This is a genomic window from Streptomyces sp. NPDC037290, from assembly GCF_055603245.1.
Window position 1 is genome coordinate 130,491 of record NZ_JBVJVZ010000006.1, and the last position, 26,709, is coordinate 157,199.

Here is a 26,709-nt window from a genome sequence, read left to right on the forward strand (position 1 = left end):
CGCATCGTGCTCACACCCACCCCTCCCACCGGTAAAGCCCAGGCTTCCTCACGTTCCGGCAACGAGGGCACCCTCGTCCCGCATCGCTGCCACAGTGTCTCCACCAACTCCGGTCACCTGTGGGGGAATCGTGCGCCGCACCGTCTCGGCTGTCGCTCTGCTCTCCTGTCTTCCTCTCGCTGCCTGCGCGTCTTCCCACAGGCCTTCTGCCGTGCCCCGCATCCGACCGGCTTCCTCGGCGCCTTCGGCCACGAGCAGCGCAGCGGCGGCGGCAGCGGCGACGCCGGCGGCAGGTGGCGGCGGGGGTGTCTGCACGATCTACCTGTACGGGCACGCCGCCCGTGCCGAGGTGCACGGCAGCGGGGAGGCCGATCCGGCGGCCGAGTGCCGCGGCCTCGCTTCTTCCCTGTCCGCCGGCGGGGACTTCTGGACCACGCAGGCCGTCGCCGTGCAGGGTCTCGTCCCCGAGGTGTGTGCGGTGCGGAGGAACGACGTCGTGGTCGTGGTCCGCGACACCAACGGCCAGATATTCGGGCAGAAGGTGTGCAGCGCCCTGCTTCAAGGCGGCTGGACTGAGGACGCGCAGGCGGAGCGGACCGCACAGCAGCAGGACCAGGCGACGGTTCGTGCGCGTGCTCAGGCCAGTGCGCAGGCGGCGGACCAGCAAACGGCGCAGGACGCGCTGGCAGCGCTTCAGGACTCCAACAGCTCCTTCAACAACGCCAAGCCGGTACGGGACGACGTCGGGACGGCCGACCAGGACCTCGCGCAGGAACGGCAGGACGCCAAGGGCGGAAACGGCGACGGCTGCTACAACGTGGAGAACGTGGTCGGCTACGACGCCGAGAACGTCGTCGGGTACGACGTCACGACCACAGCCGGCAACGACGTGGATCAGGAGCAGCAGGCGATCACGGGGCTGCGGTCCCAGATCACCGCTCTCAAGAACGCGCAGACAGCCCTCACCGCTGACGGACTACCCACGCTGCCCGGTGCCGGCACCGCCATCGCCACGGCCCAGGCACACATCACCACCGCGCTCTCCACGGCGAACAAGGCCGTCGACCATCTCAACGCCGACATGCAGACCGCGTACGGCATCGCCAACACCCTTGGCACCGGCGACTGCGCCGGCACCGGACCCGGTGAGGCGCCGGCGGGGCTCTCGCACATCTCGTGAACGAGTCCGGGTGGACTAGTGGCCGGAAGGCGACGGCGGTGGCGGGTCTACGGGAGGGCCCTTGCAGGTGGCCGCGGCAGGGACGCCGTCGCCGCCCAGCCGCGAACGGAGTTCACCGGACCGTCGGGACGTGTTTGTGTCAACTGGCAGATCGACTGCTTAACGTGCGCTGGTTCGTTGCTCCCGTGGAAGGACACCGCGCATGAGACGCGCCACCAAGATTTCCTCCGCAGCTGTCGGCCTGGCCGTGCTCGCGGTCACCGGCACAGCCGTCGCCGCCGCGAACCAGAGCGACAACGACTGGCCCTACGCCCACCACAGGGCGGCGTCGTACACCCTGGCGGCCGTCGGCGACATCGCCTGCGAGCCCGACGACGCGGAGAACGCCACCACCCCGGCGGCGCTCAAGTGCGGCAGCCCCACTCTGGGCGGTATGAGCGCCGAGTTCGCAACCGCCAAGCAGGCCACGGACATGCACCCCGACGCCGTGGCGCTGCTGGGCGACGAGCAGTACCAGGTCGGCAAGCTGACCGACTTCGAGCAGTCCTTCGAGCAGGCGTGGGGCGGCCTGAAGATGCTCGAGCGTCCGGCGCCGGGCAACCACGAGTACTACTCGTACGCCAAGAAGGGCGACAACGAGGCCGGGCAGAACGGTGCCGGCTACTTCGGCTACTTCAACGGCCACGACCAGGCCGGCACGCCGAACACCCAGGGCCAGGCCGGTGACGACACCGCCGACAAGCAGGGGTGGTACTCCTACGACCTCGGCAACTGGCACATCGTCTCGCTCAACGCCGAGTGCGACTCCGACGCGTTCCACCACGACTGCTCCACGACGGACAGCGGCCTCCTCGGCCAGGAGACCCAGTGGCTCTCACAGGACCTGGCCGCCAACAAGCGCCCGTGCACGGTCGCGTACTGGCACCAGCCGGCCTTCAGCGCCACGGCGGCCTCTACCGCCACGGTGCCCGCTTCCGCGCCGGGCGCCGGCGGCGTCGAGGGCGGGGCGACGGACGCGTGGTGGAAGCTCCTCTACCAGCACCACGCCACGCTCGTCCTCAACGGCCACGAGCACGCGTACGCCCGGCTGCGCCCGATGGACCCGGACGGCCAGTACGACCCGGCCCACGGCATCCCGGAGTTCATCGTCGGCTCCGGCGGCGAGGCCATCGACACCCTCGCCGGCACACCGGGCGACTACGCCAATCCCAACGTGGTCACCGCCCAGGCCCGCGCCTTCGGCGTCATGAAGCTCACCCTCAAGTCCCACGGCTACAGCTGGGACTACAAGCCCGTCCTGCCCGGCCCCGGCTTCGACTCCACGGCGCTGCAGTACAGCGACTCCGGCAGCGGCACCTGCGACTGAGTCCCGGCCTTCCGCAGCGGCGGGACGGGGTCTGAAGCGGCCGCGGTGCAAGGGGTGCGACGGATCAAGTCTCGGGGTGGATGGGCGTGTTGAGCAACGGTGGGCCCGGTGCGGTGAGTCTCGCGCCGCTGGAGGAGGCGATCCGCGGACAGTGGGCGGCTAACGGCTGGTGGCCCGGCTCAGGGCCGGCGGCATGGGGCGGGTCCACCTCTCGCACACCCCGGGCGGAAGGGCCGTCGCGGTCAAGGTGATCCGGCCCGAACTGGCCGAGAGCGCCGAGTTCCGCAGGTGGTTCCGGGCCGAGGTGGCCGCGGCGAGCCGGGTCCACGGGCTGTACACGGCTCCCGTCGTCGACAGCGACACCGAGAGGGCCGTGCCGTGGTGCGCGACCGCCTACGTGCCGGGGCCCTCCCTCTCCGACGCCGTGCGTGATCACGGGTCGCTGCCCGTCGCCACCGTGCTGCGGCTGATCGCCGGTGTCGCCGAGGCGCTGCAGGCGGTGTACCGCGAAGGCATCGTGCACCGGGACCTCAAGCCGTCGAACGTCCTGCTCGCCGCCGACGGCCCACGCGTGATCGACTTCGGGGTCGCGCGTGCGGCGGACGCCACCTCACTGACGCAGAGCGGTACGGCCCTGGGCACGGTCGCCTACATGGCGCCGGAGCAGGTGCTCGGCGCGGAGGCCGCACCCGCGGCCGACGTGTTCGCGCTGGGGCAGACCGCCGTGTTCGCGGCGACGGGCGGCGCGGCGTTCGGGGACGGGGACCCGCGCTCCGTGCTGTACCGGGTCGTGCACCCGGAGCCCGATCCCAGCAGGGTGCCGGCCGGGATGCGGGAGCTGGTGGCGCGGTGTCTGCGCAAGCCCGCCGCCGAACGGCCCACCGTCGAGGAGGTCATCCGCTCCGCCCAGGCGATCCTCCAGTCGATCCACGCGTACCGCGGTGACGAGGCGCGGTTCGCGTCTGACGTACCGGGGCTCGTCCGGGACGACCTACGCCACGCTGGACGTGAAGGTGTGGCGTGACGCGGCCCAGGCGGGCCTGAGCCGCTGCCCCCAGCCCCCGGCTCTCGGGCGTGGTCGCTCATGCCGTTCGGCGACGGGACGCGGGCTTCTTCTCGGCGGCCGTCTTCTTCGCCGTGCTCTTCGACGTGCTCTTCGACGCCGCGCTCTTCGACGTGCTCTTCGACGCGGCCGTCTTCTTCGTTCCCTCGGCCGACTTGGCCGTGGACTTCCTGGCAGGCGCGGCCTTCTTCGCGGCGGCGGTCTTCCTGGTCGTGGACGTCGACTTCTTGCCCCCGGCCTCCTTCGGTGCTGCCCGGCGCGGCAGGGGTCTGACCTCGGCTTCCGTCCCGGCGGGCGGTGCGCCGCGGGACTCGCGGGCCGCCCGGACGCTGTTCTCCAGAGCCGCCATCAGGTCCAGCACCTTGCCGGCGGCGGCCGGCGCGGGGGCCTCCGGCGGGGCCTCGCCGGAGGCCTTCGCGGCGATGACCTCCTCCAGGGCCTCCCGGTACTCGTCGTGCAGGTCCTCCAGGTCCACCTCGCCGAGGGTGTCCATGAGGGCGTCGGCCAGGTCGAGTTCCTTGTCGCGGATGGTGACGGAGGTGTCCGGGGCGACGCCCTCGGGGGCGCGGACCTCGTCGGGCCAGAGGAGGCCGTGCATGGCGATGGCGTCGTCGACCACGCGCAGCATGCCGAGGCGTTCACGACCGCGCAGCGCGTACTTGGCGATGGCAACCTTGTTGCTGCGTTTGAGGGCCTCGCGCAGGAGGACGTACGGCTTGGCGGCCGGGGCTCCGCTCGCCGCGAGGTAGTAGGCCGCGTCCATCTGGAGCGGGTCGATCCGGTCGGCCGGGACGAAGGCGACGATCTCGATCGTGCGGGCCGTGGGGATGGGCAGGTGGGACAGGTCGTCGTCGCTGATGGGGATGATCGTGCCGTCGGCGTCCTCGTACCCCTTGCCGATCTCCGACTGGGTGACCTCACGGTCCTCCAGCTCGCAGAACTTGCGGTAACGGATGCGGCCGTTGTCCTCGGTGTGGACCTGGCGGAAGGAGATCGAGTGGCTCTCCGTGGCGTTCAGCAGCTTGATCGGGATGCTGACGAGCCCGAAGGAGATGGCGCCGTTCCAGATCGATCGCACGTGCCGCACCCTTCCATCTGCCGGGACTGCCGGGACTGCCGGGACTGCCGGGGTCGTCGGGACCACCGCAGCCGCCGGAATACCGCTTGCACCGATTTCACCCGCTTTTCTGGGATTGTCATCTTATGACGCCTATCACAGAGGTGGAGGGGCGGCGGGTCGCCCTCAGCAACCTGGAGAAGGTGCTGTATCCGGAGTCCGGCTTCACCAAGGCGGAGCTGGTGCACTACTACGCGACCAGCGCCGGGGTACTGCTGCCCCATCTGCGCGACCGCGCCGTGTCCTTCCTGCGCTATCCGGACGGACCGGAAGGGCAGGTGTTCTTCACGAAGAACGTTCCGCCCGGCACGCCCGAGTGGGTCACGACCGCCGAGGTGCCGCGGTCCTCGGCGGACAGTCCGGCCCGGATGGTGGTGGTGCAGGATCTGCCGAGCCTGGTCTGGGCGGCGAACCTGGTCACCGAGTTCCACACCCACCAGTGGCTGGTGCAGAGCCCGGACGTGGCCGACCGGCTGGTCTTCGACCTCGACCCGGGGGCGCCCGCGACCATCGTCCACTGCTGCGAGGTGGCCCTGTGGCTGCGCGAGCGGCTCGCGCAGGACGGCATCGAGGCGTACCCGAAGACGGCCGGGTCGAAGGGGCTGCATCTGCTGGCGGCGGTGGGCGGCGGCTCGTCCGAACGGACGAGTGAGTACGCGAAGGCGCTCGCCGTGGAGGCCGAGCGGGCGATGCCGCGGCTGGTGGTGCACCGGATGACGAAGAGTCTCAGGCCGGGGAAGGTGTTCGTCGACTGGAGCCAGAACGCGGGCCGCAAGACCACGGCCACGCCCTACACGCTGCGCGCCCGCCGGGCCCCGCTGGTCTCGGCGCCGGTGACCTGGGAGGAGGTGGCGGACTGCCGCCACCCCGCCCAGCTGGAGTTCCAGGCCCACGACATCGCCCCGCGCCTGCAGGACCTGGGTGACCTGCTGGCGCCGCTGCTGGAGGCCGGGGCAGCGGCACCCCTGCCCTGACCCGGGACCCGGAAAGCCTCCCCGAAGAGCCAGGACCCCGCGGCCCTAGACCCTCCGCCACGTGTTCCGGTCCCGTGCCATCCCGTGCAGTGCCTCCACGTCCGCCGGCTTCAGCACCCCGCCGAGCCGGGCCAGGCCCGGCAGGTCGGTGTCCTGGAGGATCCGTACCGCCCGGGGTTCGGCGGTCACGGTCAGTTCGGCCGGACCCGCCAGGGCGAGCACCGGGCGCACCTCGGCGGTCAGCGCGTGGGAGGCCCGGTCGGCGGCGGCGCGCAGCCGGCGCAGCAGCGGCTCGGCCTCGCGGCGGCCCACGGTGACCATCGGGTCGGCGACCTGGACCCGGGCCTTGCGGGCGTACAGGGCGTGTACGACGAACAGGCCGCCGGGGCCGAGCAGCAGATGGTGGATGCGCGCGCCGCCGGGGAGCGGGACGGAGTGCACGGTGTGCCAGCCGGCCCCCTCCAGGGCGTCCAGGGCCGCGCCGACGGCCTGCTCGGCGGCCAGGGCGCGCCGGCGCGGGTCGGGGCGCAGCCGGTGGGCGGGGCCGGGGTCGCGCTCCAGGGTGACGAGCAGGGCCTCACCGGGGCGGTTGGGCGCCAGGTCGTCGTCCGGGTGCAGGCTGAGCCGGGCCAGTTCCGCGGGGGTCGGGACCGGGGGCGGGCCCACGGTGACCGGGCCGGTCAGGAACGGTTTCAGGGCCTGGAGCACGTCGTCCCTGCTGTCCTCGCCGAGCAGGTTGACCCGGCCCGCCTCACGGTCGTACCAGGCGAGGTGGGATCCGTCCGGGCGGCAGACGTACAGCCGTTCTTGCCCGTGCCGGTAGGTCGGTACCACGCGCAGTGCGCTCATGCGCCATCACCCCTCGACCATGGGAACAGGCGGGGTGCTCCCGGGGCAAGACCGGTTACCGTGGAGGGCGGTCCCTTGAGGGGGAGTTGGGGAGGCGCCGTTGAGGATCCGCGGAAGGCAGCCCGACGTACCGGCTCCGGAGAGCCCGTGGAACGAGATCGTGCCGGGTCTGTGGATGGGCGGGCACGAGTTCCGGGGCCGCTCGGGACAGCCGGAGCTCGCCGTCGTACGGGATGAGTTCGACGTGGTGCAGACGCTGCTGAGACTGCCGGGGTACGGCCCCGGTCCGGGGGTCGAGCACCATGTGTGGCCGATTCCCGACGGCCCGCTGGACGGGACGCAGCTCGCCGGGGTGATCCGGCTGGCCCGGGCGGCGAACGAGGCACTGGACGCCGGTCGCCGGGTGCTCGTCCGCTGTTACCACGGCTACAACCGCTCGGGCCTGGTCGTCGCGCACGCGCTGGTCCAGCGGGCGCACACGTCGCCCGACGAGGCGATCCAGCTGATCCGGGCCCGGCGCTCGGCGTGGGCGCTGCACAACGAGCTGTTCGTGGAGTACCTGCGCGCGGGCCTGTCGACGGTGCGGCTGCTGGAGGAACTGGCCGAGTAGCCTCTCTTGCAGCACCGCCCCGGCGGCGCAAAACGGACTTACATACAAAATCCCTCGTCTCCCCATAAGGTGTACGGGGGCCCAGCCCGACCCCGACGTCCCAGGAGCACCGTGCCAGCACGCCGCCCCGCGCGCACCGCCCTCACCGCCGCCGCTGTCGCCCTGCTGTCGGCCACGGCGGCGGCCTGCGGGGACGCCGGCGGACTGCGGGGCGCGGGCGCCACCGCTACCGCCGTCAGCCCCGCCAAGCTCTGGCCCGACCTGCGCCCGGCGTCCAGCCCCGCCTACCCGTACGACGTGGCGACCAGGGCCGTCGTCAAGGGGATCACGGTCCCCGGCGACGACATCCGCAAGGTCGACCCGGTGGACGTGGTCGAGGCCGAGATCAGGGCGCACCCGGACGACTACGGCTCGAAGGGGGCGTACCACGGGACGGTGGACCGGCTGGGGGACTGCCGGCCGGGCGGCGACCGGGCCCGCTGTCCGCTGCTGAAGCCGTACTACCGGGACCTCACGGGTGACGGCAGGGACGACATGACACTCGGCTTCCGGCTCTATCCGACCAACCAGACGGCCGTGCGGGTCTACACCGTGGAGAAGCACCGGCTGGTGCAGGTGCTGGCCGACAACGACGCGATCCTCGGGGTGGAGCTGGCCGGACGGTCGCTGATCGAGCGCTCACCGGCGGACATCTCCGGCTACGAGTACCGCACGACCTGGGTGTGGGACCCGGGCCAGCGCGCGATGGTGTTCTCCCGCGACGAGTACCTGCACACGGGCGACGGCCGGCACGCCAAGAAGCCCTCGCCCTCGCCGTCCGCCTCCCCCTCGGCGAGCGCGCGATGAGGCTCGCGCTGCCCCAGTGGGCCGGGGCGCTCGCGGTGAAGGCGGCCGTGTTCATCACGGTGATGTGCTGCGCGCTGGCCGCGCTGCTCGGCGTCCTGGTGCACGTCTCGGTGACCAACCAGACCGTCGGCCAGGCCCGCAACCTCGCCCTGTCCCGCCTGGCCGACGCCACCGCGGACTACGAGGCCGGGGACACGCTGCTCCCGAACGCCGGGGTGAACCCCCAGGGGCTGCCCGCGCCGCTGCACACGCTGGCTGCGGCCGGCGAGCGCGGCACGATGGTCTCCTCGCACGACGGCCGGCCGACCATGTGGGCGGCGGGCCCGGTGGCCGGGCACCGGGCGCTCGCCGTGGCGGTCGACTACTCCCAGCAGGCCCGCACGATCGCCGGCCTCGACAACTCGATCCTGTGGTCCGCGGGGCTCGCGATCGGGGCGACCGTGCTGGTCGGCGTGTTCGCGGTGACCCGGGTGACCCGGCGGCTGCACGGCACCGCGCGGGTGGCCCGGCGGATCAGCGCGGGCGACCTGGACGCGCGCGTCGACGACCCCCGTACGAAGGACCCGTCCCGTCCGCAGGACGAGGTGGCCACGGTGGCGGCGGCGCTGGACTCCATGGCGTCGAGCCTGCAGAGCAAGCTGCTGAGCGAGCAGCGCTTCACCGCGGACGTGGCGCACGAGCTGCGCACCCCACTGACCGGGCTGCACGCGGCGGCGGAGCTGCTGCCGCCGGGCCGGCCGACGGAGCTGGTGCGGGACCGGGTGGCGGCGCTGCGCACCCTCACCGAGGACCTGCTGGAGATCTCCCGGCTGGACACCGGCCGGGAGCGGCTGGAGCTGGACACCGAGGAACTGGGGGCGCTGGGCCGGCGGGTGGTGCGGGCCTCGGGCACCGATACGGAGGTGCGCGTCCTGGCCGACGCGCGGGTGGAGACCGATCGGCGGCGGCTGGAGCGGGTGCTGGGGAACCTGGTGGCCAACGCCCACAAGCACGGGGCACCGCCGGTGGTTCTCACGGTGAACGGCGCCGTGGTGACCGTACGTGATCACGGGGCCGGATATCCGGAGTATCTGGTGGCGCACGGGCCGCAGCGGTTCCGCACGGAGGGCGGGGCCACCGGGCACGGGCTGGGGCTGACCATCGCCGTGGGGCAGGCGGAGGTCCTCGGGGCACGGTTGTTCTTCGCCAACGCGGTGGACGGTGGGGCCGTTGCCACGCTGGTCCTGCCCGCGGCCGGGGGACGGTAGGGATCCCGTACGGCCCCGGGCTCCTTTGGGGCGCGCCCAGCACACAAGACGCCCTATTTGGGTAGGTTCCCGGCATGACCAAGGCCGGAACCACCGTGGCGGCGGCGCAGACTCCCGCACCCGCCGTACGCCTCCCCCGGCGCCGTGGCATCGAACTCGCCCTGATCCTGCTGGCCGTGCTGCTGTCGGTGTACGGCTACTGCGCGGTCGGGCTGGCGCGGACCGGCACCGTCCCGCCCGGCGCCGCCGGGTACGGCGCCGGGCTCGGGGTGCTCGCCCTGTGCGCGCATCTCGCGGTGCGCATCCGGGCCCCGTACGCCGATCCGCTGTTCCTGCCGATCGGTGTGCTGCTCAACGGGCTCGGGCTGGTCCTGATCTACCGGCTGGACCTGGAGACCCCGGGCGACCGGGCGGCTCCGGCCCAGCTCGTGTGGTCCACGCTCGGGGTCGGGCTGTTCATCGCCGTCGTGCTGGTGCTGCGCGACCACCGGGTGCTGCAGCGGTACTCGTACGTCTGCGTGGTCGGCGCGCTCGGGCTGCTCGCGCTGCCGATCCTGTTCCCGGCGGTCAACGGCGCCCGGATCTGGATCCGGATCGCCGGATTCTCCATCCAGCCGGGCGAGTTCGCGAAGGTGCTGCTCGCGGTGTTCTTCGCCGCCTATCTGGCCGCCAACCGCAGCGCGCTCGCGTACACCGGCCGTCGGCTGTGGCGGCTGCAGTTCCCGACGGGCCGGGTGCTCGGGCCGATCGTGATGATCTGGCTGCTGAGCGTCGGGGTGCTGGTGCTGGAGCGGGACCTCGGCACCTCGCTGCTGTTCTTCGGGCTGTTCGTGGTGCTGCTGTACGTCGCCACGGGGCGGACCGGCTGGATCGCGGTGGGGCTGGTGCTGGCCGTGCTGGGGGCCGTCGCCGTGGGACGCCTCGAACCGCATGTGAACCAGCGGATCGAGGACTGGCTGCATCCCTTCGCCACCATCGAGGCCGGGCAGGGGCCGAACCAGCTCTCCCAGTCGCTGTTCGCCTTCGCCGCCGGCGGGGTCCTCGGCACCGGGCTCGGGCTCGGGCACTCGATCCTCATCGGCTTCGCCACCAAGTCGGACTTCATCCTGGCCACGGCCGGCGAGGAACTGGGGCTCGCGGGGCTCGCGGGGATCTTCCTGCTGTACGCCCTGCTGGTGGAGCGCGGCTACCGGGCGGGCCGCGCCCTGCGGGAGCCCTTCGGCCGGCTCCTCGCGGTCGGGCTCGCCTCGATCCTGGCGCTGCAGGTGTTCGTGATCGCGGGCGGGGTCACCGGGCTGATCCCGCTGACCGGCATGGCGATGCCCTTCCTCGCCCAGGGCGGCTCCTCGGTGGTCACCAACTGGGCGATCGTGGCGCTGCTGATCCGGGTGAGCGACTCGGCGCGCAGCCAGTACGACGGCCGGGAGGCCCTGTGAGCGAGTACGGCGGCTTCCACGAGGGCGGCCGGCCGATGGCGCGGTACATCCGGCACGCCTGCGCGTTCAGCACGCTGCTGCTGGCGGCCCTGCTGGTCAACGCGGCCCGCGTGCAGGTGGTGCAGTCCGGTCTCTATGACGGCAACCCGGCCAACCGCCGCGCCGAGATCGCCCGTTACGGCCATCCGCGCGGCGACATCCTGGTCGGCGACGAGCCGGTCACCGGATCCGTGGACACCAAAGAGCAGCTGCGCTACGAACGCACCTACAAGAACGGCCCGTTGTACGCCCCGGTCACCGGCTTCGCCTCGCAGTCGTACGGCACCACGTTCCTGGAACACGCCGGGGACGGGGTGCTCTCCGGCACCGATCCGATGCTGTCGCCGCTGCCGCTGTGGAACGACGTGACGCGCGGGCGCCTCCTGACCGGGAACCTCGTGACGACACTGAACCGGGGCGCGCAGGAGGCGGCGTACCGGGGGCTCGCCGGGCGCAAGGGCGCGGTGGCCGCGATCGAGCCGGCCACGGGCCGGATCCTGGCGCTGGTGTCGAGCCCGTCGTACGACCCCGGGGAGCTGTCCGGCAACGGCGAGGCGGTGGCGTCGGCCTGGGCGCGGCTCAACCACGACCCGGAGAAGCCGATGCTCAACCGGGCGGTGCGGCAGACCTATCCGCCGGGGTCGACGTTCAAGGTGGTCACCGCGGCGGCGGCGCTGGACGCGGGCGTGGTCACCGACCTGGACGCACGCACCGACTCCCCCGACCCCTACCGGCTGCCCGGCACCACGACCCGGCTGACCAACGAGGCCGACGACTGCCGCAACGCCTCGCTGCGGTCGGCCTTCGAGTGGTCCTGCAACACGGTGTTCGCCAAGCTCGGGGTGGACGTCGGGGTGCAGGGCATGGTGGGTGCGGCGCGCGCGTTCGGGTTCAACGACACCGGGGTGCGCATCCCCTTCTCCGTCGCGCCCAGCACCTTCGACGCGCACGTGGACCGGGCGCAGCTGGCGCTGTCCTCGATCGGGCAGTACAACACGCGGGCCACGCCGCTGCAGATGGCGATGGTGGCGTCGGCGGTCGCGAGCGGCGGTCAGCTGCGGTCGCCGTACCTGGTGGACCGCACGACCCGGAGCAGCGGTGAGACGCTCGCCGGGAGCGGGACGCATCCGGTGCGGCAGGTCATGAAGCCCTCGACGGCCGCGCGGCTGAAGGAGCTGATGGCCGATGTCGTCCAGGAGGGCACCGGCACCCAGGCGGCCATTCCCGGCGCCCTGGTGGGCGGCAAGACCGGCACCGCGCAGCACGGGGTCGGCAACACCGGTGTGCCGTACGCCTGGTTCGTCTCCTGGGCGCAGAACGACGACTCCCTGGAGCCGCAGGTGGCGGTCGCGGTGGTGGTCGAGGACGCCTCGGCGGACCGGGGCGAGATCAGCGGCGGCGGGAACGCGGCACCGATCGCACGGGACGTGATGCGGGCGGTTCTCGGCCGGTGAGACCCGGCCGAGCGGCCCCGGGTGGTCAGCCGATCGGCTTGACCGCCTCGTCGCGGACCCGGAGGGTCTCCTTCGCGAGCGCCTCGAGGTCGACGTCCGACGGTCTCTGCGACAGCAGCGGCGTGTCCACGACGGCGACCGTGGCACCCGTGTTGCCGTCGGCCCAGGCGCACATGGGCAGGGTGATCTTCGTGCCCATCTGCTCCTGGAGGACCACCTCACAGGTGATGGTCACGCCGTCCAGGCCGAAGTCCCTCGCGGGGACGGCGACCGTGGCACCGTCGCTCTGCGCGGCGCCCTTCATCATGTTCCTGCGGGCCGTGCCGGCGTTCTTGAACCGGCCGTACATGCCCGAGATCACCAGGGTGCCCTTGGCCGCGTCGCCGCCCAGGTCGTAGCTGCCGACGACGCCGTGGGTGTCCTTGGCGTCCCAGGCGCCGTCCGCCTCGCGCTCGATCTTCTTGCCCTCGGTGTCGGACATGTCCTTGGCGAGCCGGTACTTGCCGTCGAGCAGGGTCCCGGGGAGGGTGAGCTTGTTCTTCGCCTCGGGGAAGCCGCCCTCGACCGCCGCCCCGATCAGGACGAGCACCACGACGACCGCGGTGACCGCACCGCCCACGATCCCGAGCACCAGCCCGACCCGCCGCTTCTTCGGCGGCGCCATGGGCGGCGCACCCCAGGCGGCGTACGGCTGCTGGGGGTAGGGCTGGGGCGGGTACGGCTGCGCTTGCGGATACGGGGAGCCGTAGGGACCGGGAGCGGCCTGCTGGGGCTGGCCGTAAGGGCCGGGAGCAGCCTGCTGGGGCTGGCCGTAAGGACCCGGACCGGCCTGCGGGGGCTGGCCGTAAGGACCCGGACCGGCCTGCGGGGGCTGCTGGCCGTACGGGTACGGCTGCTGCTGGGGGCCGTTGGGATACGGCTGCTGCGGTGGCGGAGGCATGGACACGCCAGCACGCTACTGCACCGGGGTGAACGACCGGTTCACCACCCGAACCCTGCGCCGCCTCAGCTCTCCGCGGCCCCCGCGTCGATCGCGTCCCGCACCTCGGCGATCCGCTCGCGCTCCTCGGTGGCGAAGCGCTCCGCGTCCAGCTGCTCGGCCAGTTCCTCGTCCTGGGCCATGAGCAGGTCCAGGTTGGAGTCGCCCATCTCGAGGACGCCCATGTCGACATAGGCCTGCTGCAGCCGCTTGCCCCACAGGCCGATGTCCTTGACGCAGGGCACGATGCGGCTGAACAGCAGCCTGCGGAACAACTGGAGGAACTCGGAGCGCTCGCTCAGCGCCTCCGCCTCGGCCTTGGGGATGCCGAAGTTCTCCAGGACCTCGACGCCGCGCAGCCGGTCGCGCATCAGGTAGCAGCCCTCGATGACGAACTCCTCGCGCTCGCGCAGTTCGGCGTCGGTGAGCTGCTTGTAGTAGTCCCTGAGCGCCAGCCGGCCGAAGGCCACGTGCCGGGCCTCGTCCTGCATGACGTAGGTGAGTATCTGCTTGGGCAGCGGCTTGTCGGTCGTGTCCCGGATCATCCCGAAGGCGGCCAGCGCCAGCCCCTCGATGAGCACCTGCATGCCCAGGTAGGGCATGTCCCAACGGCTGTCGCGGAGCGTGTCGCCGAGGAGGGACTGCAGATTGTCGTTGATCGGGTAGACGAGCCCGATCTTCTCGTGCAGGAACCGGCCGTAGATCTCGGCGTGCCGGGCCTCGTCCATCGTCTGGGTGGCGGAGTAGAACTTGGCGTCCAGGTCGGGCACCGACTCCACGATCCGCGCGGCGCAGATCATCGCGCCCTGCTCGCCGTGCAGGAACTGGCTGAACTGCCAGGAGGCGTAGTGCCGCCGCAGCTCGCCCTTGTCCTTCTCGGTCAGCTTGTCCCAGTACCGGGTGCCGTACAGGGACATCGCCTCGTCGGGTGTGCCGAGCGCGTCGTACGGGTCGACCTCCAGGTCCCAGTCGATGCGCTGCTGCCCGTCCCACTGCTTGTCCTTGCCCTTCTGGTACAGGGCGAGCAGGCGGTCGCGGCCGTCGTCGTACTCCCAGCTGAAGCGGGCGGCGCCACTTGCGGGCACCAGCCAGGGGGAGTCACCGGGGTCGTTGGCGTACAGGTCTTGGGTCGGCATACCCCGCAGGCTCACACGTAGACGCGAAGTCAACAAGTCACGCGCAAGGGATTGACGACCTTGCTGACAAGCAGTCTCATAAGGGGAGCACGACGTACCCCCGGTAACGATCCCGGCAACGACCCCGGCGACGAGGTGAGGGAGCCATGACGACCCTGACGGAAGCGGACGCGCTGGACGGTCTGCGCGATGCGCTCGGCCTGCTCAAGGACCGGGAGCAGGTGGCCGAACGGCTGCTTCACTCCTCCGCCAAGCACTCCTTCGACCCGGACAAGGAGCTGGACTGGGACGCGCCCTTCGAGGAGGGCAAGTGGTTCTGGCCGCCGGAGCTGGTGTCGCTGTACGACACCCCGATGTGGAAGCGGATGAGCGAGGAGCAGCGGATCCTGCTCTCCCAGCACGAGGCGGCCGCACTCGCCTCGCTCGGCATCTGGTTCGAGCTCATCCTGATGCAGCTGCTGGTCCGGCACATCTACGACAAGGCGGCGACGAGCGCGCACGTCCGCTACGCGCTCACCGAGATCGAGGACGAGTGCCGGCACTCGAAGATGTTCGCGCGGCTGATCTCGCACGGGGACACGCCCTGGTACCCGGTCAGCAGGGCCCACCAGCACCTCGGCCGCCTCTTCAAGACCATCTCCACCACTCCCGGCTCCTTCACGGCGACGCTGCTCGGTGAGGAGGTCCTGGACTGGATGCAGCGGCTGACGTTCCCGGACGAGCGGGTGCAGCCGCTGATCCGAGGTGTCACGCGCATCCATGTGGTCGAGGAGGCCCGCCACGTCCGGTACGCCCGTGAGGAGCTGCGGCGCCAGATGGTGACGGCGCCGAAGTGGTCGCAGGAGTTCACCCGGGTCACGTCCGGGGAGTTCGCCCGGGTGTTCTCGGTGGCCTTCGTGAACCCCGAGGTGTACACGAACGTGGGACTGGACAAGCGGGAGGCCCTGGCGCAGGTGAAGGCCAGCGCCCATCGGCGGGAGGTCATGCAGACGGGCGCGCGGCGGCTGACGGACTTCCTGGACGACATCGGTGTGCTGCGGGGGGTCGGGCGGCGGCTGTGGAGGTCGTCGGGCCTTCTGGCGTAGGGGAAGTGGACCGGCGCACGGGAGACGGCCGCCCGAGCGGAGCGATTAGGCTGCGGTTCATGACCCCGGCCGCCACCCCCGCCTACCGTCGGCTCAGCGTCGAGGAGCGACGAAGTCAGCTTCTCGGCGCCGCGCTCTCCCTCTTCGCGCACCGCGCCCCCGAGGACGTGTCCCTGGACGACGTGGCGGAGGCGGCCGGAGTCTCACGCCCCCTCGTGTACCGGTACTTCCCGGGCGGCAAGCAGCAGCTGTACGAGGCCGCGCTGCGCTCCGCCGCCGAGGAGCTGCAGCTGTGCTTCGACGAGCCCCCCGAGGGCCGGCTGCTGCCCCGTCTGTCCCGCGCCCTTGACCGCTATCTGGCCTTCGTCGACGGGCACGACACCGGTTTCAGCGCCCTGCTCCAGGGCGGCAGCGTGGTGGAGACCTCACGGACCACGGCCATCGTCGACGGGGTGCGCCGGGCCGCCGCCGAGCACATCCACCGCCACCTCGGCGTCACCGACCCCGGCCCCCGGCTGCGCATGACCGTCCGGACATGGATCACGGCCGTGGAGGCGGCCTCCCTGATCTGGCTGGACGAGGACAAGCAGCCCCCGGTCGAGGAGCTGCGCGACTGGCTGGTGGAGCAGTTCCTGGCCATGCTCACGGTCACCGCGGGCCGGGACCCGCAGACGGCGGCCGTCGTCGGCGCGCTCGCGGGGAATGACCGAGACTGAAGCGGTGAAGAGTCAGGACACCCCCTTCGAGGGCGGGCCCATGGACGGGCGCGTGCTGCCGGTCATGGTCGGCCCCACCGGGCACCCGCCGAAGACGTACCGCATCCCGGTCCCCGACCCGGACGGCGGCCCGCCCTCGGTGCTCGTCTACCGCCGCGTGCCGCGCGGACACAGCAGGCGGCTGGGCCTGATCCAGGGGTGGAAGTACCAGTACGACCCGGAGGACACCTCCGGCGGCAGGCTCCGGTGGCCCTGGTCGAAGCCACAGGGCACGCCGTCCGGCAAGCCGGACGACGCGAACGGGTGACAGGCTTGCGCCGAACCGCGCACGCTCGGGGCGCGGCCCGCGCGGACACGTCTGATTATCACGTGATGATCCCGGTGCGACGAGCGGCGGAGAGCCCGCCCTCACCGGCACCGGAGGTGAAGACGTGTCAGGAACGGTTCTGCGCCTGGTCTGTACGGCGACGGTGGCGGCCCAGGCCGTCCTCACGCCCACACCCGCCATGGCCGCCGCCCCGGACCCGCAACAGCGGTCCGTGGCCCAGCTGCTGACGGACCTCCAGCAGCTCTACCGGCAGACCGAGCAGGTCACCGAGACCTACGACGCCACCGCGGAGAAGCTGCGGCGGCAGCGCACCGAGGTGTCCCGGCTCGACGGCGAACTGGCCCGCGCCCGCCGCGCCCTGCAGGACAGCCGGGCCGCCGCCGGGCGGCTGGCCCGGCAGCAGTACCAGAGCAGCGACGGCCTCGGCCCGTACGTCCGTCTGCTCCTCGCCCGCGACCCGCAGCACGCGCTGGAGGAGGGGCATGTCATCGGTGAGCTGGCGCGTCAGCGGGCCCGGGCCGTGGCCCGGCTGGCCGCCGCGGAACAGCGGAAGGACACCCTGGCCCGGGCGGCCCGCAAGGCCCTCGACACCCAGCTCGCCCTCGCCGACCAGCAGAAGAAGCAGCGCGACGACGTCCGGGCCGGGCTGGGCGACGTGGAACGCCTGCTGGCCTCCCTCACCCCGGCCCAGCTGGCCGCGATCGCCGGCCTCGAACAGCAGGGGGTCACCGAGGCCCAGCAGAGGCTCACCACCGCCGGCGCCCTGCCCGCCGACCGCCCCGCCTCCCCCGAGGGCGACCGCGCGGTCCACTACGCCATGGCCCAGCTCGGCAAGCCGTACCGGTGGGGCGCGCAGGGCCCGTCGGCGTACGACTGCTCCGGCCTGACCTCGGAGGCCTGGGAACACGCCGGCACCCCGATCCCCCGCACCAGCCAGGAGCAGTGGAGACGGCTGAGGAGGATCCCGCTCAAGGACCTCCGTCCGGGGGACCTGGTGGTCTACTTCCCCGAGGCGACCCACGTGGCGATGTACGTGGGCGACGGCAACGTCGTACAGGCGCCGAGACCGGGAGAGCGCATCGAGGTCTCCCCGATGGCGTCCTACCCGATCCTCGGCGCCGTCCGCCCCGGCGGTCAGGCCCTGGAAACCGAGGCCGAGTAGGCCTGCGGACGGTGGGCCTTGACCTGGGCCGCGGGGGTCGTCCCAGCTAGATCGTCGGGCGATCGAGCGTGTTGCCGTTCGCGCAGCCGTTGGCGTGGATGGGAACGAAGTCGGTCAGAACGGGCAGCGCCGACACCTCCGCCCCTTCCAGCCCGCAGACGGATGCCGGCGAGAAGGTCCAGTTGGTGAACGGGGTCGACGTGTTGTCCGCATGGGCGGGAGCGGCCATGGCGAGGGCGGCCACGGCCAGCGTGGCGGTCATGATGATCTTTCGCATGCTCGCTCCAACGACCATGCCGATCACCGGACACGGCCCCCCGCGGGCATGTCCCCCGCCTGCCCGAAACCCTTCGCCGTCCCGGACGGCTCAGGGGGACGGCCCCGGTGCGGCCGGGGCCGTCCGAGGGCGGCCGACGCCGGCCGACAATGACAGACGACGACGGCCGAACCCCAGGTCAGAGACCCGTCACGCTCCTGCGACCGAGGCCAGGTAGGCGGCCGTCTTCTCCGGCTCGTAGAAGAAGTTCTCGAAGTCCGCCGGGTCGTTGAACGCGTTGGCGAAGCGGTCGGCGACCGGCTGCAGCTGGCCGGCGGCGCCGATGAGGTTCAGGATGTGCTCCGGCGGCGGCGCCAGCATCGCGTTGGTCCACTTGGTGACGTGCTGGGCCGTGGCCCAGTACCGGTCGAAGGTGGCCTGCATCCACTCCTCGTCGAACGGCTTGTCACCGTGCTCCAGGATGGATGCGAGGTACGCGGCCGCGCACTTGGCGGCGGAGTTGGAGCCCTGGCCGGTGATCGGGTCGTTGGCCACGACGACGTCCGCGACGCCCAGGACCAGGCCGCCGCCGGGAAGCCGCCCGATGGGGTTGCGGACCGTCGGGGCGTAGCGGCCGGCCAGGGTGCCGCCGGCGTCGGTCAGTTCGGCCTTCGTGGCCCGCGCGTACTCCCAGGGCGTGAACTTCTCCATGAGTTCCAGGGTCAGGGAGAGGTGCTCCGCCGGGTCCTTGACGCCGTTGAAGACGTCGAGCGGGCCGCCGGGTATGCCCTCCCAGAACAGGATGTCGGCCGGTCCGGAGGTGGTGAACGTCGGCATGATGAACAGCTCGCCGACACCAGGGACGAGGTTGCAGCGGACGGCGTGGAAGTCCGGGTGCTCGGGGCGGGGGCCGAGCCCGTGGACGTACGCCACCGCCAGCGCCCGCTGCGGCTCGCTGTACGGGGAGCGCGAGGCGTCGCGGCCGAACATCTGGACCAGCTCGCCCTTGCCCGCCGAGACCAGGACGAGGTCGTAGGTGCGGGAGAAGTAGTCGAGGTCGCCGACCGCCGCGCCGTGGATGACCAGCTGGCCGCCGCGCTGCGCGAAGGTCTCCATCCAGCCGGCCATCTTCACCCGCTGGTCGACCGACTGGGCGTACCCGTCCAGCCTGCCCACCCAGTCGATGGCCCGCTGGGTGGGGCCCGGGTCGTGCGAGCCGGGGGCCGCGACCGAGACGCCGAGCCCCTCGATCCTCGGGGCCTGGGACTCCCAGAAGTTCAGCTGGAGGTCGCGCTCGTGCTGCAGCGCCGTGTGGAACATGCACTGCGTCGACATGACCCGGCCGGTGCGGATCTCGTCCGCGGTCCGGTTCGACATCAGGGTGACCTCGTAGCCGTGCGACTGCAGGCCGAGGGCGAGCTGGAGGCCGGACTGGCCGGCTCCGACGACGAGTATCTTCCGCATGCGGGTGAAGCTCCTAACGGGACTGCTCGAGGGACTACTCGGGGGTTTCGTCCAGCGCGTGGCCGACCAGGGCCAGCAGTGTCTCGATGGCCGAAATCCGACGCCGCGCATCCATGATCATGACAGGGATGTGCGCGGGGATCGTCAGCGCCTCCCGTACGTCCTCCGGCTCGAACAGCTCGCTGCCGTCGAAGTGGTTGACCGCGACGACGTACGGCAGTCCGCAGCTCTCGAAGTAGTCCAGTGCCGGGAAGCAGTCCTTCAGCCGGCGGGTGTCGGCCAGGACGACCGCACCGATCGCGCCACGCACCAGGTCGTCCCACATGAACCAGAACCGCTGCTGGCCCGGCGTGCCGAACAGGTAGAGCACCAGGTCGTCGTCGAGCGTGATGCGGCCGAAGTCCATGGCCACGGTGGTGGTCAGCTTGCCGGGTGTGGCAGTGAGGTCGTCGGTCTCCTCGCTGGCCTCGGTCATCAGCGCCTCGGTCTGCAGGGGCGTGATCTCCGAGACGGAGGTGACCAGCGTGGTCTTGCCAACCCCGAAGCCTCCCGCCACGACTATCTTCGTGGCGATGGGGGCGCGGGTGCGGTCCGTCTGCCAGGACCTCAGGTCCTCGTCGGGCTCGGCGTGTCCGGCGGCGAGGGGGGCCACGCGGGCGGCGTCAGAGACGGCGGAGTCCACTCAGCACCCTTTCCAGCAGAGCGCGGTCCGGGCGGCCGGTGCCATGACCGGTTCCGGTGCCGTACACACGGATCTTTCCCTGGTCCGCGAGGTCGCTCAGGAGCACGCGGACCACGCCGAGCGGCATTTTCAGCAGCGCGGCGATCTCGGCCACCGTGCGCATACGGCGGCACAGTTCGACGATGGCCCGCATCTCCGGCATGATCCGGGTGGCGGGGGCACCGTTCGTCAGTTCCCTGCGCTCCTCGGGGGCCTCCAGCGCCGCGACGAACGTCTCCACGAGGAGGACGTGGCCGAAGCGGGTACGGCCGCCGGTGAGCGAGTAGGGGCGGACGCGGGCGGGTTTGCGGTCGCCGCCGCGCACGGGGAGTTTCGCTGTGCCGCTCATCGGGCGCTCCCGGTCGACTGGGACTCCAGTGACTGCCGTAGCTTCGAACGGAGTTCCGGGGTGAGGACATGGCCGGCGCGGCCGACGAACAGCGCCATGTGGTACGCCACCACGCTCATGTCGCACTCGGCGCTGCCGTGCACACCGAGCAGCGAGCCGTCGCTGATCGACATCACGAACAGGCTGCCCTCCTCCATCGCGATCATCGTGTGCTTGACGCCGCCGAACGCCATCAGCTTCGCGGCGCCGACGGTGAGGCTGCCGATGCCGGAGACGATGGTGGCGAGGTCGGCGGAGGAGCCCCGGGGGCCCTTCGCCGGGCGGGCTCGACGGGACTGCTCGGTGTGCCCGGGGTCGGACGAGAGGAGCAGCAGACCGTCGGAGGAGACCACGGCGACCGACTGGATGCCGGGGACTTCCTCGACCAGGTTGGTCAGCAGCCAGTGCAGATTGCGGGCTTCACTGCTCAGTCCGTACGTACTGGGCGCGGTCAACTGCTTGCCTCCTCGGCTGTGCCCCCCGTGGCTTCTTCGGCGTGTGCGTAGCTCGTCGCCGTGGTTTCGTCGGCGTCGGTGTGACTGGTCGGCCGCCGGTGGGCGGCGGTCTGTTCGGCGATCTCCGCCTCTACGTCGCGGTAGCCGGCCTGTGCGCCGCTGCGGAAGCCGCCGAGCCTCCTGCGGAGGGCTTCGGCGTCGACGCTGCCGCTGCGCTGGCGGGGCGGGGCCGCGGGGGCGGTGATCCTGGGGGTGCGCTTGGGGAGGCCCTTGCTGGTCAGCTGCTCCTCCGCCTCGGCTTCGCCTTCGGCGTGCTCGCTCCCGGCCGCGTCATCCGTGCGGCTCGCGTGGTCGGGTGCGGGTGACCCCAGCAGGGCGCGTCCGTCGTCGGCGGCCTGCGGCTGCGCGGGCCGTCCCTGCGGTGCGTCCGCCCGGTCGGACGTGGGTTCCGCCGTGATGTCCGGGAGGAACAGCTCCATCGTCGTCTCGGCGTAGGTCTCCGCCGGGGCCTTCGGCCGGGTCTCCGTGTTCTGCGCGCCCGGGCCGGCCTGCTCGTGGACCGCCTGCTCCGCGTCCTCGGCCGACCCGCCGGGGGCGCCACCGCCCACACCCCCGCTTTCAGCGCCCACTGTGCCGGGGTCGGCCTCCTCGGCGGTCGCGCCCTCCCCCGCCGGAACGGCCCGATCCGCCGTTCCCTCGGGGGCATCGTCTCCGGCCGGACCGCCGGAACCGGACGCCATTGCGTCCGCCGGACCGTCGGAGGCCGGCGTGACCTCCGACGCCTCACGAACCGCCTGTTCGGCCAAGGCCACCAGCGGGTCGCTCGACCTGGGGCGGCCCGGGAGGACGTTGGAGTTGACCTCGGCGTCGGCGCCGGGAAGGGGGAAGGTGCCGGTGCCGCCCGGGACCGTGGACCGGGGAGGCAGAGCCGTGGCCGGGGCCTCGGTGAGGAGGGTGGCCGGAAGTACGACGACCGCCGCGATGCCGCCCTGCTTCTGCTCGCGCAGCTGCACGCGCAGCCCGTGGCGGTGGGCGAGGCGGGCCACGACGTACAGGCCGAGGCCGAGGCCGGCATCGCCTTCGTCGTCGTAGGGGGACTCGGGGTCGAAGTCGGTCAGCCGGGTGTTGAGGCGGTCCAGACGGTCCGCCGCCATGCCGATGCCCTCGTCCTGGACGGAGAGCATCACCTCGCCGCTCTCCAGGAGCCAGCCGGACAGCTCCACCGGCAGCTCCGGCGGGGAGAACGACGTGGCGTTCTCCATCAGTTCGGCCAGCAGGTGGGAGAGGTCGTCGGCCGCGAAGCCCGCCACGTGGGCGTGCGGGGGGAGCGCCGCGATGCGAACGCGTTCATAGCGCTCGATCTCGCTGACGCCCGCCCGGACCACGTCGACCAGGGGCACCGGGTTGTGGTGCTGCTGGACGTGCTCGGCGCCGGCCAGCACCAGCAGGTTCTCGCTGTGGCGGCGCATGACCGTGGCGAAGTGGTCCAGCTTGAAGAGCGTGGCGAGGCGGTCGGGGTCCTGTTCGCGGTCCTCCAGTCCCTCGATCACGGCGAGCTGGCGTTCGACCAGGCCGAGGGTGCGCAGCGAGAGGTTCACGAACGTGCCGCCGATGCTGGTGCGCAGCCGCCCCAGCCGGGCCACGGCGTCGTCGAGTTCGGCGCGGAGTTCCTCGCGGGCGTCGGCCATCTTCTGCCGCTGGCCGACCAGGTGCCTGCGGTCGGTCTCCAGCGTGGCCACCCGCTCGTGCAGGGCGGCCGCGTGTGCGTGCAGGGCGTTCACCGAGCGGACGACCTGGGCGAACTCGTCGTTGCGGCCGGTGAAGGCGATCGGCTCCTGCGCCGCCGGGTTCTCGGACTCCGCCAGGCGGGCCGAGCCGCGGCGCAGCACCGACAGGGGGCGGGTCAGGGTGCGGGCCATGGCCGTGGCGATGCCGATCGCGGCCAGCGCCAGGGCGCCGAGGACGGCGATGCGGATCTCCAGGGCCGTGACGTCGTCGTCCCGGAGCTGCGCCAGGTCCTTGGTGCGGTGGTCGTACAGGGCCGACTCCGTGCCGCGCATCAGGTCGACGCGCGCGGACAGGGCCGCGTCCAGCTTCTTGGTGCTGGTGGCCAGGTCGCTGTCGGCCAGCGTCGGCTGGTCGGTGAGCGTGGCCAGGTACTTCTCCGCCGAGTTGACGTCGGAGCCGGTGACCGTGGAGTCGTAGGAGTCGACGGCCGCCTTGGGGGCGGTCGCCCGGAAGTCGGCGAGGGCCGCGTCGGCGCGCAGCCGGGCCTGCTGGGCGGCGGCGGTCAGCTGGTCGCGCTGCTTCCTGTCGGCCGGGGACGTGGTGGAGGTCGTGGTGGCCAGGCCGGTGACGGGGTTGATCACCGTGCGGGTGGTGGACGGCACGTTCAGCGCGGCCAGCAGCAGGCCGCGGGCGGCGGCGGACTGCTGGACGGCGGAGTCCAGTTCGGCCAGCGCGTGGGCGCCGGAGCCGGCCCGCGGGGGCGTCTGCTCGGCCAGCTGCTCGGCGAGCCGGTGCAGCGCGGTGATCGTGGCGGAGTAGGCCTCGTGGGTCTGGAGCGCGGTGGTCTTCCCGGTGAGGGCGGCGCGCCGGGTGACGGAGATGCCGTAGAGGTCGGTGCGCAGCGCGGGTGCGAGGTCCGGGTCGGCGCGCAGGTCCTCGACCTGACGGTCGACGCGGGCGCTGCGGTCCTCGGAGGGGGCCTTGGCCTTGGGGCGGCCGGCGGCGACGTAGGAGGTGACCTCGTCGCGCTCGTCGGCGAGGGAGTTCGCGAGGGCGAGGGCGTCCTGGGTACGGGTGGCCAGCGTCACCAGGTCCTGGGAGTCGCTGACGTCCTGGGAGGCGGTGAGCAGGGAGGGCGCGCCGGCCCCCGCGACGGCGGCGGCCACCACGGCGACGGCGACGATGAGCCGGGTGCGCACATGGGTGGGACGGCCGGTGCCCACGGGGTTCTGCTGGGCGGTCCCCTGGGGGGCCGTCTGCCTGCCTGTGCGCCGAGGCCGCTTCTTCTGCACCGGTGCTCGCAATCCTGAACTCGTCTACCCAAGGGCCCGGGTGGCGCCCCGTCATGTCGGTGCCAAGTGGTGCCTACACCCGGTTCGTACGGTTCCCGACCCTCCCAGCGCCGGTGGGCGGTGGTCGCCCATCACCTGGCCCGCCACCCGAAGGAGTGAACATCGGAGGGGAGTTGGCGGGCAAGTTCCCCGGGCTCGTCCGGTTCCCCTGTGCGGCACGCCGGTTGGACGCGCGCCGCAGGCTTTGGCAGTATTCGCCACCACGCCTTCCCGGAGCGACTCATTCCCACCCAAAACAGGCGCCTGACCTGCGAGGTCGTGTCAATTCAAGGGCGCTTGCCAGCCTTTGGCGGATCCTGTGAAGGGCTCGTGCAGACTGGCCGAATGCGCACTGATCTCGTTTCGGAACCCGGCGACGCGAACCGCCCCAACGAGGACTTCGCCGGTGTCGGACTACCCGCCTCCGGACAGGGAGGTTGCGTGGTCGTCCTGGACGGAGTGACTCCGCCGAGAGGGGAGACGGGGTGTCTGCATTCCGTGCCCTGGTTCACCGCGCGACTCGGCGGCGCGCTGACCGAACTTTCCGTTTCGAGCGGAGATCTGACGCTCCCGGAGATTCTCTCGCGGGCGATCGGCCGCACCGCCGAGGCCCACGCGGACACCTGTGAGCTTTCTCACCCGCGAACCCCCCAGGCAACCGTCGCCCTGGTGCGCTGGTCCGCCGACACCGTCGAGTACCTGGTGCTGTCCGACTCGGTGCTGCTGCTGCAGGGCCCCGACGGGACGGTCACCCCGGTCCTGGACGACCGGCTGGCCAGGATCCCGCGCTCGGCGCTCGCCACCGACGCCCTGGTGGACGCCACCCTGCGCAACAAGGAGGGCGGCTTCTTCACGGCCGCCGCCGACCCCGCGGTGACGGCACGCGCGGTCACCGGCACCCTGCCCCGCCGCGAGGTCAGCGCCCTCGCCGTACTGACGGACGGCGCCACCCGGTGGACGGAGAAGTTCCACGAGGGCGACTGGGCGGCGCTGTTCGACGTGGTCGCGAAGGAGGGCGCCCGGTCGCTGGTGGACCGGGTGCGGGAGCTGGAGACGGCGGACCGGGCGGAGCGGGCGTTCCTGGGCCGCAGCAAGACGCACGACGACGCGACGGTGGTGTACGTGGAGCCGGGCGGCCCGCGAAAGGCTCCTACCTCTCCATGACGCCGTTCAACTGGTGCAGCAGCCGGGCCAGTTCCGCGACCTCGCGGCGGTCCCAGTGGGCGAGCTGGCGGACGTAGCGGCCCCGGCGGGCCTCGCGGACCTTGGTGACCCGGCCGCGTCCCTCGTCGGTCAGGGTGACGAGCCAGGCCCGGCCGTCGGCGGGATCGGGTTCGCGGGCGATCAGGCCCAGCTCCTCCAGGGCGCGCAGCTGGCGGGACATGGTGGCCTTGCCGACGCCGATGTAGGCGGCGAGTTCGGTCGCCCGCTGGCCGCCCAGCTCGTCCAGGCGGATGAGCAGGCCGTACGCGGAGGACTCCAGGTCGGGATGGACCTCGCGGGCCATCTCGCCCTGGTTGGCCCGTGCTCGCCGCAGCAGCACGGTCAACTCCCGCTCCAGCGCCAGGAACTCCTGGTCGGCGCCACTGGGCGTCATCTCGTGGGCGCCGCGATGCGCGTCGCCGTTTCCGTCCTCGTGCACGTCAGTACCCCTGCTCGGTTTCCCGGTCCTGAAAGTTTCTGCCAAAAGTCGTCATTGCCGCAGCTCCGTAAGTATTTCGCAGGCGTAGACCAACGGCGGCGTCCGGACCCCCTTCCCACGCCGACATCTACGTGCGTAGCTTCTTTATCAGGCAATCAATGGCATGCCCACGCCAGTACGGCGATCGGTTCCCGGTCACCGTCACGTTCCCCCCACCCCACATCCCGGAGGCACGTCATGCCCGTGCACAGACCCGGCTCCGACCGCTCCGCCCGCCCCATCCGCCCGCGCCCCCGCGCCGTCCTCGTCACGGCCGTGCTCGCGGCGCTCTCCCTCACCCTCCCCCTCACCTCCGCCCACGCCGCGACCACCCCCAGCCGCGGCTCCGCCCACATGGGCATGGGCGTCCTCGCCCACGACGGCCGCGGCGGAACCCCCACATCGGGTGACGTCACCCAGACCGAGGGTGTGGACGTCGCCGGCTACCAGGGCAACGTCGCCTGGCCGACGCTGTGGAGCAGCGGGGTGCGCTGGGCGTACACCAAGGCGACGGAGGGGACGTACTACACGAACCCGTACTTCGCCCAGCAGTACAGCGGCTCGTACAACGTGGGCATGATCCGTGGCGCCTACCACTTCGCGACGCCGGACACCACCAGCGGTGCCACCCAGGCCAACTACTTCGTCGACCACGGCGGCGGCTGGTCCAGGGACGGCAGGACCCTGCCCGGCGCCCTCGACATCGAGTGGAACCCGTACGGCGCCGAGTGCTACGGCAAGTCCGCGAGCCAGATGGTCAGCTGGATCGCCGACTTCCTCACCACCTACAGGTCACGCACCGGCCGGGACGCCGTGATCTACACGGCGACCAGCTGGTGGAGCGACTGCACCGGCAACTACGGCGGTTTCGCCGCGAACAACCCGCTGTGGATCGCCCGCTACGCCTCGGACCCGGGGACACTGCCGGCCGGCTGGTCGTACTACACGATGTGGCAGTACACCTCCTCCGGCCCGACGGTCGGCGACCACGACAAGTTCAACGGAGCTCTGGACCGGGTGCAGGCCCTGGCCAACGGCTGACGTTCGCCTGATGGCCCCTGCCGTGCCCGGGCAGGGGCCGCTCTCCTGCGTTGGTGC

General features: G+C 72.0%; 26 protein-coding genes. 15 read left to right on the top strand and 11 right to left on the bottom strand.

The window, feature by feature from the left end; all coding sequences use genetic code 11:
• The first annotated feature begins 211 nt into the window (after nt 1-211).
• From ACZ7HQ_RS22445 to ACZ7HQ_RS22455, 3 genes are all read left to right on the top strand, one after another.
• Nucleotides 212-1,180 carry a hypothetical protein gene (locus tag ACZ7HQ_RS22445; RefSeq protein ID WP_470992612.1) on the top strand — a complete coding sequence of 323 codons (969 nt, stop codon included), beginning with the start codon at nt 212-214 and terminating at the stop codon, nt 1,178-1,180.
• A 202-nt stretch (nt 1,181-1,382) separates the two neighbouring features.
• Nucleotides 1,383-2,546: a metallophosphoesterase family protein gene (locus ACZ7HQ_RS22450; protein ID WP_470992616.1), complete on the top strand. Its 1,164-nt coding sequence runs from the start codon at nt 1,383-1,385 to the stop codon at nt 2,544-2,546.
• Nucleotides 2,547-2,739: 193 nt separating this feature from the next.
• The gene (locus ACZ7HQ_RS22455) at nt 2,740-3,570 is read left to right on the top strand and encodes a serine/threonine-protein kinase (RefSeq protein WP_470992618.1); all 831 of its coding nucleotides are present in this window, start codon (nt 2,740-2,742) and stop codon (nt 3,568-3,570) included.
• 58 nt (nt 3,571-3,628) lie between these two features.
• Here ACZ7HQ_RS22455 and ku read toward each other — a convergent pair whose 3' ends face one another.
• Nucleotides 3,629-4,687 (bottom strand): non-homologous end joining protein Ku, encoded by a 1,059-nt coding sequence (gene ku, locus ACZ7HQ_RS22460; protein WP_470992622.1) that lies wholly within the window; start codon nt 4,685-4,687, stop codon nt 3,629-3,631.
• 125 nt (nt 4,688-4,812) lie between these two features.
• On the opposite strand from ku, the gene ligD reads away from it, so the two are divergent.
• Entirely contained in the window at nt 4,813-5,700 is an 888-nt protein-coding gene (gene ligD, locus ACZ7HQ_RS22465) for a non-homologous end-joining DNA ligase (protein WP_470992625.1), read from the top strand.
• A gap of 45 nt (nt 5,701-5,745) precedes the next feature.
• Here ligD and ACZ7HQ_RS22470 read toward each other — a convergent pair whose 3' ends face one another.
• A complete protein-coding gene (locus ACZ7HQ_RS22470; protein WP_470992628.1) occupies nt 5,746-6,549 on the bottom strand; it encodes a nuclease-related domain-containing protein in 804 nt (267 codons plus the stop codon).
• 100 nt (nt 6,550-6,649) lie between these two features.
• Here ACZ7HQ_RS22470 and ACZ7HQ_RS22475 point away from each other — a divergent pair, with 100 nt between their 5' ends.
• From ACZ7HQ_RS22475 to ACZ7HQ_RS22495, 5 genes are all read left to right on the top strand, one after another.
• Nucleotides 6,650-7,159 carry a protein-tyrosine phosphatase family protein gene (locus ACZ7HQ_RS22475; protein WP_470992631.1) on the top strand — a complete coding sequence of 170 codons (510 nt, stop codon included), beginning with the start codon at nt 6,650-6,652 and terminating at the stop codon, nt 7,157-7,159.
• 111 nt (nt 7,160-7,270) lie between these two features.
• Complete coding sequence (locus ACZ7HQ_RS22480) at nt 7,271-8,005, top strand: hypothetical protein (protein ID WP_470992634.1); 735 nt, start codon at nt 7,271-7,273, stop codon at nt 8,003-8,005.
• Complete coding sequence (locus ACZ7HQ_RS22485) at nt 8,002-9,252, top strand: ATP-binding protein (RefSeq protein WP_470992637.1); 1,251 nt, start codon at nt 8,002-8,004, stop codon at nt 9,250-9,252. Before ACZ7HQ_RS22480 ends, ACZ7HQ_RS22485 begins: the two co-directional genes overlap by 4 nt.
• A 74-nt stretch (nt 9,253-9,326) precedes the next feature.
• Nucleotides 9,327-10,688: an FtsW/RodA/SpoVE family cell cycle protein gene (locus ACZ7HQ_RS22490; protein ID WP_470992640.1), complete on the top strand. Its 1,362-nt coding sequence runs from the start codon at nt 9,327-9,329 to the stop codon at nt 10,686-10,688.
• 35 nt (nt 10,689-10,723) lie between these two features.
• Nucleotides 10,724-12,181, top strand: a complete 1,458-nt coding sequence (locus tag ACZ7HQ_RS22495) for a peptidoglycan D,D-transpeptidase FtsI family protein (protein WP_470993558.1) — start codon at nt 10,724-10,726, stop codon at nt 12,179-12,181.
• A 25-nt stretch (nt 12,182-12,206) separates the two neighbouring features.
• On the opposite strand, the gene ACZ7HQ_RS22500 is transcribed toward ACZ7HQ_RS22495, so the two are convergent.
• A complete protein-coding gene (locus ACZ7HQ_RS22500; protein WP_470993561.1) occupies nt 12,207-13,121 on the bottom strand; it encodes a hypothetical protein in 915 nt (304 codons plus the stop codon).
• A 65-nt stretch (nt 13,122-13,186) separates the two neighbouring features.
• The gene (locus tag ACZ7HQ_RS22505; protein ID WP_470992643.1) at nt 13,187-14,296 is read right to left on the bottom strand and encodes a ferritin-like domain-containing protein; all 1,110 of its coding nucleotides are present in this window, start codon (nt 14,294-14,296) and stop codon (nt 13,187-13,189) included.
• Between the two features lie 146 nt (nt 14,297-14,442).
• On the opposite strand from ACZ7HQ_RS22505, the gene ACZ7HQ_RS22510 reads away from it, so the two are divergent.
• From ACZ7HQ_RS22510 to ACZ7HQ_RS22525, 4 genes are all read left to right on the top strand, one after another.
• Nucleotides 14,443-15,381, top strand: a complete 939-nt coding sequence (locus ACZ7HQ_RS22510) for an AurF N-oxygenase family protein (protein WP_470992645.1) — start codon at nt 14,443-14,445, stop codon at nt 15,379-15,381.
• Nucleotides 15,382-15,440: 59 nt separating this feature from the next.
• A complete protein-coding gene (locus ACZ7HQ_RS22515; RefSeq protein WP_470992648.1) occupies nt 15,441-16,097 on the top strand; it encodes a TetR/AcrR family transcriptional regulator in 657 nt (218 codons plus the stop codon).
• Nucleotides 16,098-16,101: 4 nt separating this feature from the next.
• Nucleotides 16,102-16,404, top strand: a complete 303-nt coding sequence (locus tag ACZ7HQ_RS22520) for a hypothetical protein (protein WP_470992651.1) — start codon at nt 16,102-16,104, stop codon at nt 16,402-16,404.
• Between the two features lie 124 nt (nt 16,405-16,528).
• On the top strand, nt 16,529-17,587 hold the full coding sequence (locus ACZ7HQ_RS22525) for a C40 family peptidase (RefSeq protein WP_470992654.1): 1,059 nt from the start codon (nt 16,529-16,531) through the stop codon (nt 17,585-17,587).
• Nucleotides 17,588-17,633: 46 nt separating this feature from the next.
• Here the strand turns inward: ACZ7HQ_RS22525 and ACZ7HQ_RS22530 are convergent, their stop codons facing one another.
• From ACZ7HQ_RS22530 to ACZ7HQ_RS22555, 6 genes are all read right to left on the bottom strand, one after another.
• Nucleotides 17,634-17,864, bottom strand: coding sequence for a hypothetical protein (locus ACZ7HQ_RS22530; protein WP_470992657.1), 231 nt, complete (start codon nt 17,862-17,864; stop codon nt 17,634-17,636).
• Between the two features lie 189 nt (nt 17,865-18,053).
• Complete coding sequence (locus ACZ7HQ_RS22535; RefSeq protein WP_470992660.1) at nt 18,054-19,307, bottom strand: styrene monooxygenase/indole monooxygenase family protein; 1,254 nt, start codon at nt 19,305-19,307, stop codon at nt 18,054-18,056.
• A 34-nt stretch (nt 19,308-19,341) separates the two neighbouring features.
• Entirely contained in the window at nt 19,342-19,989 is a 648-nt protein-coding gene (locus tag ACZ7HQ_RS22540) for a GTP-binding protein (RefSeq protein ID WP_470992663.1), read from the bottom strand.
• Nucleotides 19,970-20,377: a DUF742 domain-containing protein gene (locus ACZ7HQ_RS22545; RefSeq protein WP_470992665.1), complete on the bottom strand. Its 408-nt coding sequence runs from the start codon at nt 20,375-20,377 to the stop codon at nt 19,970-19,972. Before ACZ7HQ_RS22545 ends, ACZ7HQ_RS22540 begins: the two co-directional genes overlap by 20 nt.
• Nucleotides 20,374-20,871, bottom strand: a complete 498-nt coding sequence (locus ACZ7HQ_RS22550) for a roadblock/LC7 domain-containing protein (protein WP_470992668.1) — start codon at nt 20,869-20,871, stop codon at nt 20,374-20,376. The genes ACZ7HQ_RS22545 and ACZ7HQ_RS22550 overlap by 4 nt, the downstream gene beginning before the upstream one ends.
• A complete protein-coding gene (locus ACZ7HQ_RS22555) occupies nt 20,868-23,891 on the bottom strand; it encodes a sensor histidine kinase (protein ID WP_470992671.1) in 3,024 nt (1,007 codons plus the stop codon). Before ACZ7HQ_RS22555 ends, ACZ7HQ_RS22550 begins: the two co-directional genes overlap by 4 nt.
• A 384-nt stretch (nt 23,892-24,275) precedes the next feature.
• Here ACZ7HQ_RS22555 and ACZ7HQ_RS22560 point away from each other — a divergent pair, with 384 nt between their 5' ends.
• Nucleotides 24,276-25,094 carry a protein phosphatase 2C domain-containing protein gene (locus ACZ7HQ_RS22560; RefSeq protein WP_470992673.1) on the top strand — a complete coding sequence of 273 codons (819 nt, stop codon included), beginning with the start codon at nt 24,276-24,278 and terminating at the stop codon, nt 25,092-25,094.
• Here the strand turns inward: ACZ7HQ_RS22560 and ACZ7HQ_RS22565 are convergent.
• Nucleotides 25,081-25,572 carry a MarR family winged helix-turn-helix transcriptional regulator gene (locus ACZ7HQ_RS22565; RefSeq protein WP_470992676.1) on the bottom strand — a complete coding sequence of 164 codons (492 nt, stop codon included), beginning with the start codon at nt 25,570-25,572 and terminating at the stop codon, nt 25,081-25,083. The two genes, ACZ7HQ_RS22560 and ACZ7HQ_RS22565, sit on opposite strands and share 14 nt — an antisense overlap.
• A 237-nt stretch (nt 25,573-25,809) precedes the next feature.
• Between ACZ7HQ_RS22565 and ACZ7HQ_RS22570 the strand changes: the two genes are divergently transcribed.
• Nucleotides 25,810-26,652 (top strand): lysozyme, encoded by an 843-nt coding sequence (locus ACZ7HQ_RS22570; RefSeq protein ID WP_470992678.1) that lies wholly within the window; start codon nt 25,810-25,812, stop codon nt 26,650-26,652.
• The last annotated feature ends 57 nt before the right edge of the window (nt 26,653-26,709 follow it).

What these genes read in the sequence shown, in the direction of transcription:
- ACZ7HQ_RS22450 (WP_470992616.1), top strand. Translation starts at nt 1,383, where the DNA reads ATGAGACGCGCCACCAAGATTTCCTCCGCAGCTGTCGGCCTGGCCGTG.
- ACZ7HQ_RS22455 (WP_470992618.1), top strand. Translation starts at nt 2,740, where the DNA reads ATGGGGCGGGTCCACCTCTCGCACACCCCGGGCGGAAGGGCCGTCGCG.
- ligD (WP_470992625.1), top strand. Translation starts at nt 4,813, where the DNA reads ATGACGCCTATCACAGAGGTGGAGGGGCGGCGGGTCGCCCTCAGCAAC.
- ACZ7HQ_RS22470 (WP_470992628.1), bottom strand. Translation starts at nt 6,549, where the DNA reads ATGAGCGCACTGCGCGTGGTACCGACCTACCGGCACGGGCAAGAACGG.
- ACZ7HQ_RS22485 (WP_470992637.1), top strand. Translation starts at nt 8,002, where the DNA reads ATGAGGCTCGCGCTGCCCCAGTGGGCCGGGGCGCTCGCGGTGAAGGCG.
- ACZ7HQ_RS22490 (WP_470992640.1), top strand. Translation starts at nt 9,327, where the DNA reads ATGACCAAGGCCGGAACCACCGTGGCGGCGGCGCAGACTCCCGCACCC.
- ACZ7HQ_RS22495 (WP_470993558.1), top strand. Translation starts at nt 10,724, where the DNA reads ATGGCGCGGTACATCCGGCACGCCTGCGCGTTCAGCACGCTGCTGCTG.
- ACZ7HQ_RS22500 (WP_470993561.1), bottom strand. Translation starts at nt 13,121, where the DNA reads ATGCCTCCGCCACCGCAGCAGCCGTATCCCAACGGCCCCCAGCAGCAG.
- ACZ7HQ_RS22505 (WP_470992643.1), bottom strand. Translation starts at nt 14,296, where the DNA reads ATGCCGACCCAAGACCTGTACGCCAACGACCCCGGTGACTCCCCCTGG.
- ACZ7HQ_RS22510 (WP_470992645.1), top strand. Translation starts at nt 14,443, where the DNA reads ATGACGACCCTGACGGAAGCGGACGCGCTGGACGGTCTGCGCGATGCG.
- ACZ7HQ_RS22515 (WP_470992648.1), top strand. Translation starts at nt 15,441, where the DNA reads ATGACCCCGGCCGCCACCCCCGCCTACCGTCGGCTCAGCGTCGAGGAG.
- ACZ7HQ_RS22530 (WP_470992657.1), bottom strand. Translation starts at nt 17,864, where the DNA reads ATGCGAAAGATCATCATGACCGCCACGCTGGCCGTGGCCGCCCTCGCC.
- ACZ7HQ_RS22535 (WP_470992660.1), bottom strand. Translation starts at nt 19,307, where the DNA reads ATGCGGAAGATACTCGTCGTCGGAGCCGGCCAGTCCGGCCTCCAGCTC.
- ACZ7HQ_RS22545 (WP_470992665.1), bottom strand. Translation starts at nt 20,377, where the DNA reads ATGAGCGGCACAGCGAAACTCCCCGTGCGCGGCGGCGACCGCAAACCC.
- ACZ7HQ_RS22560 (WP_470992673.1), top strand. Translation starts at nt 24,276, where the DNA reads ATGCGCACTGATCTCGTTTCGGAACCCGGCGACGCGAACCGCCCCAAC.
- ACZ7HQ_RS22570 (WP_470992678.1), top strand. Translation starts at nt 25,810, where the DNA reads ATGCCCGTGCACAGACCCGGCTCCGACCGCTCCGCCCGCCCCATCCGC.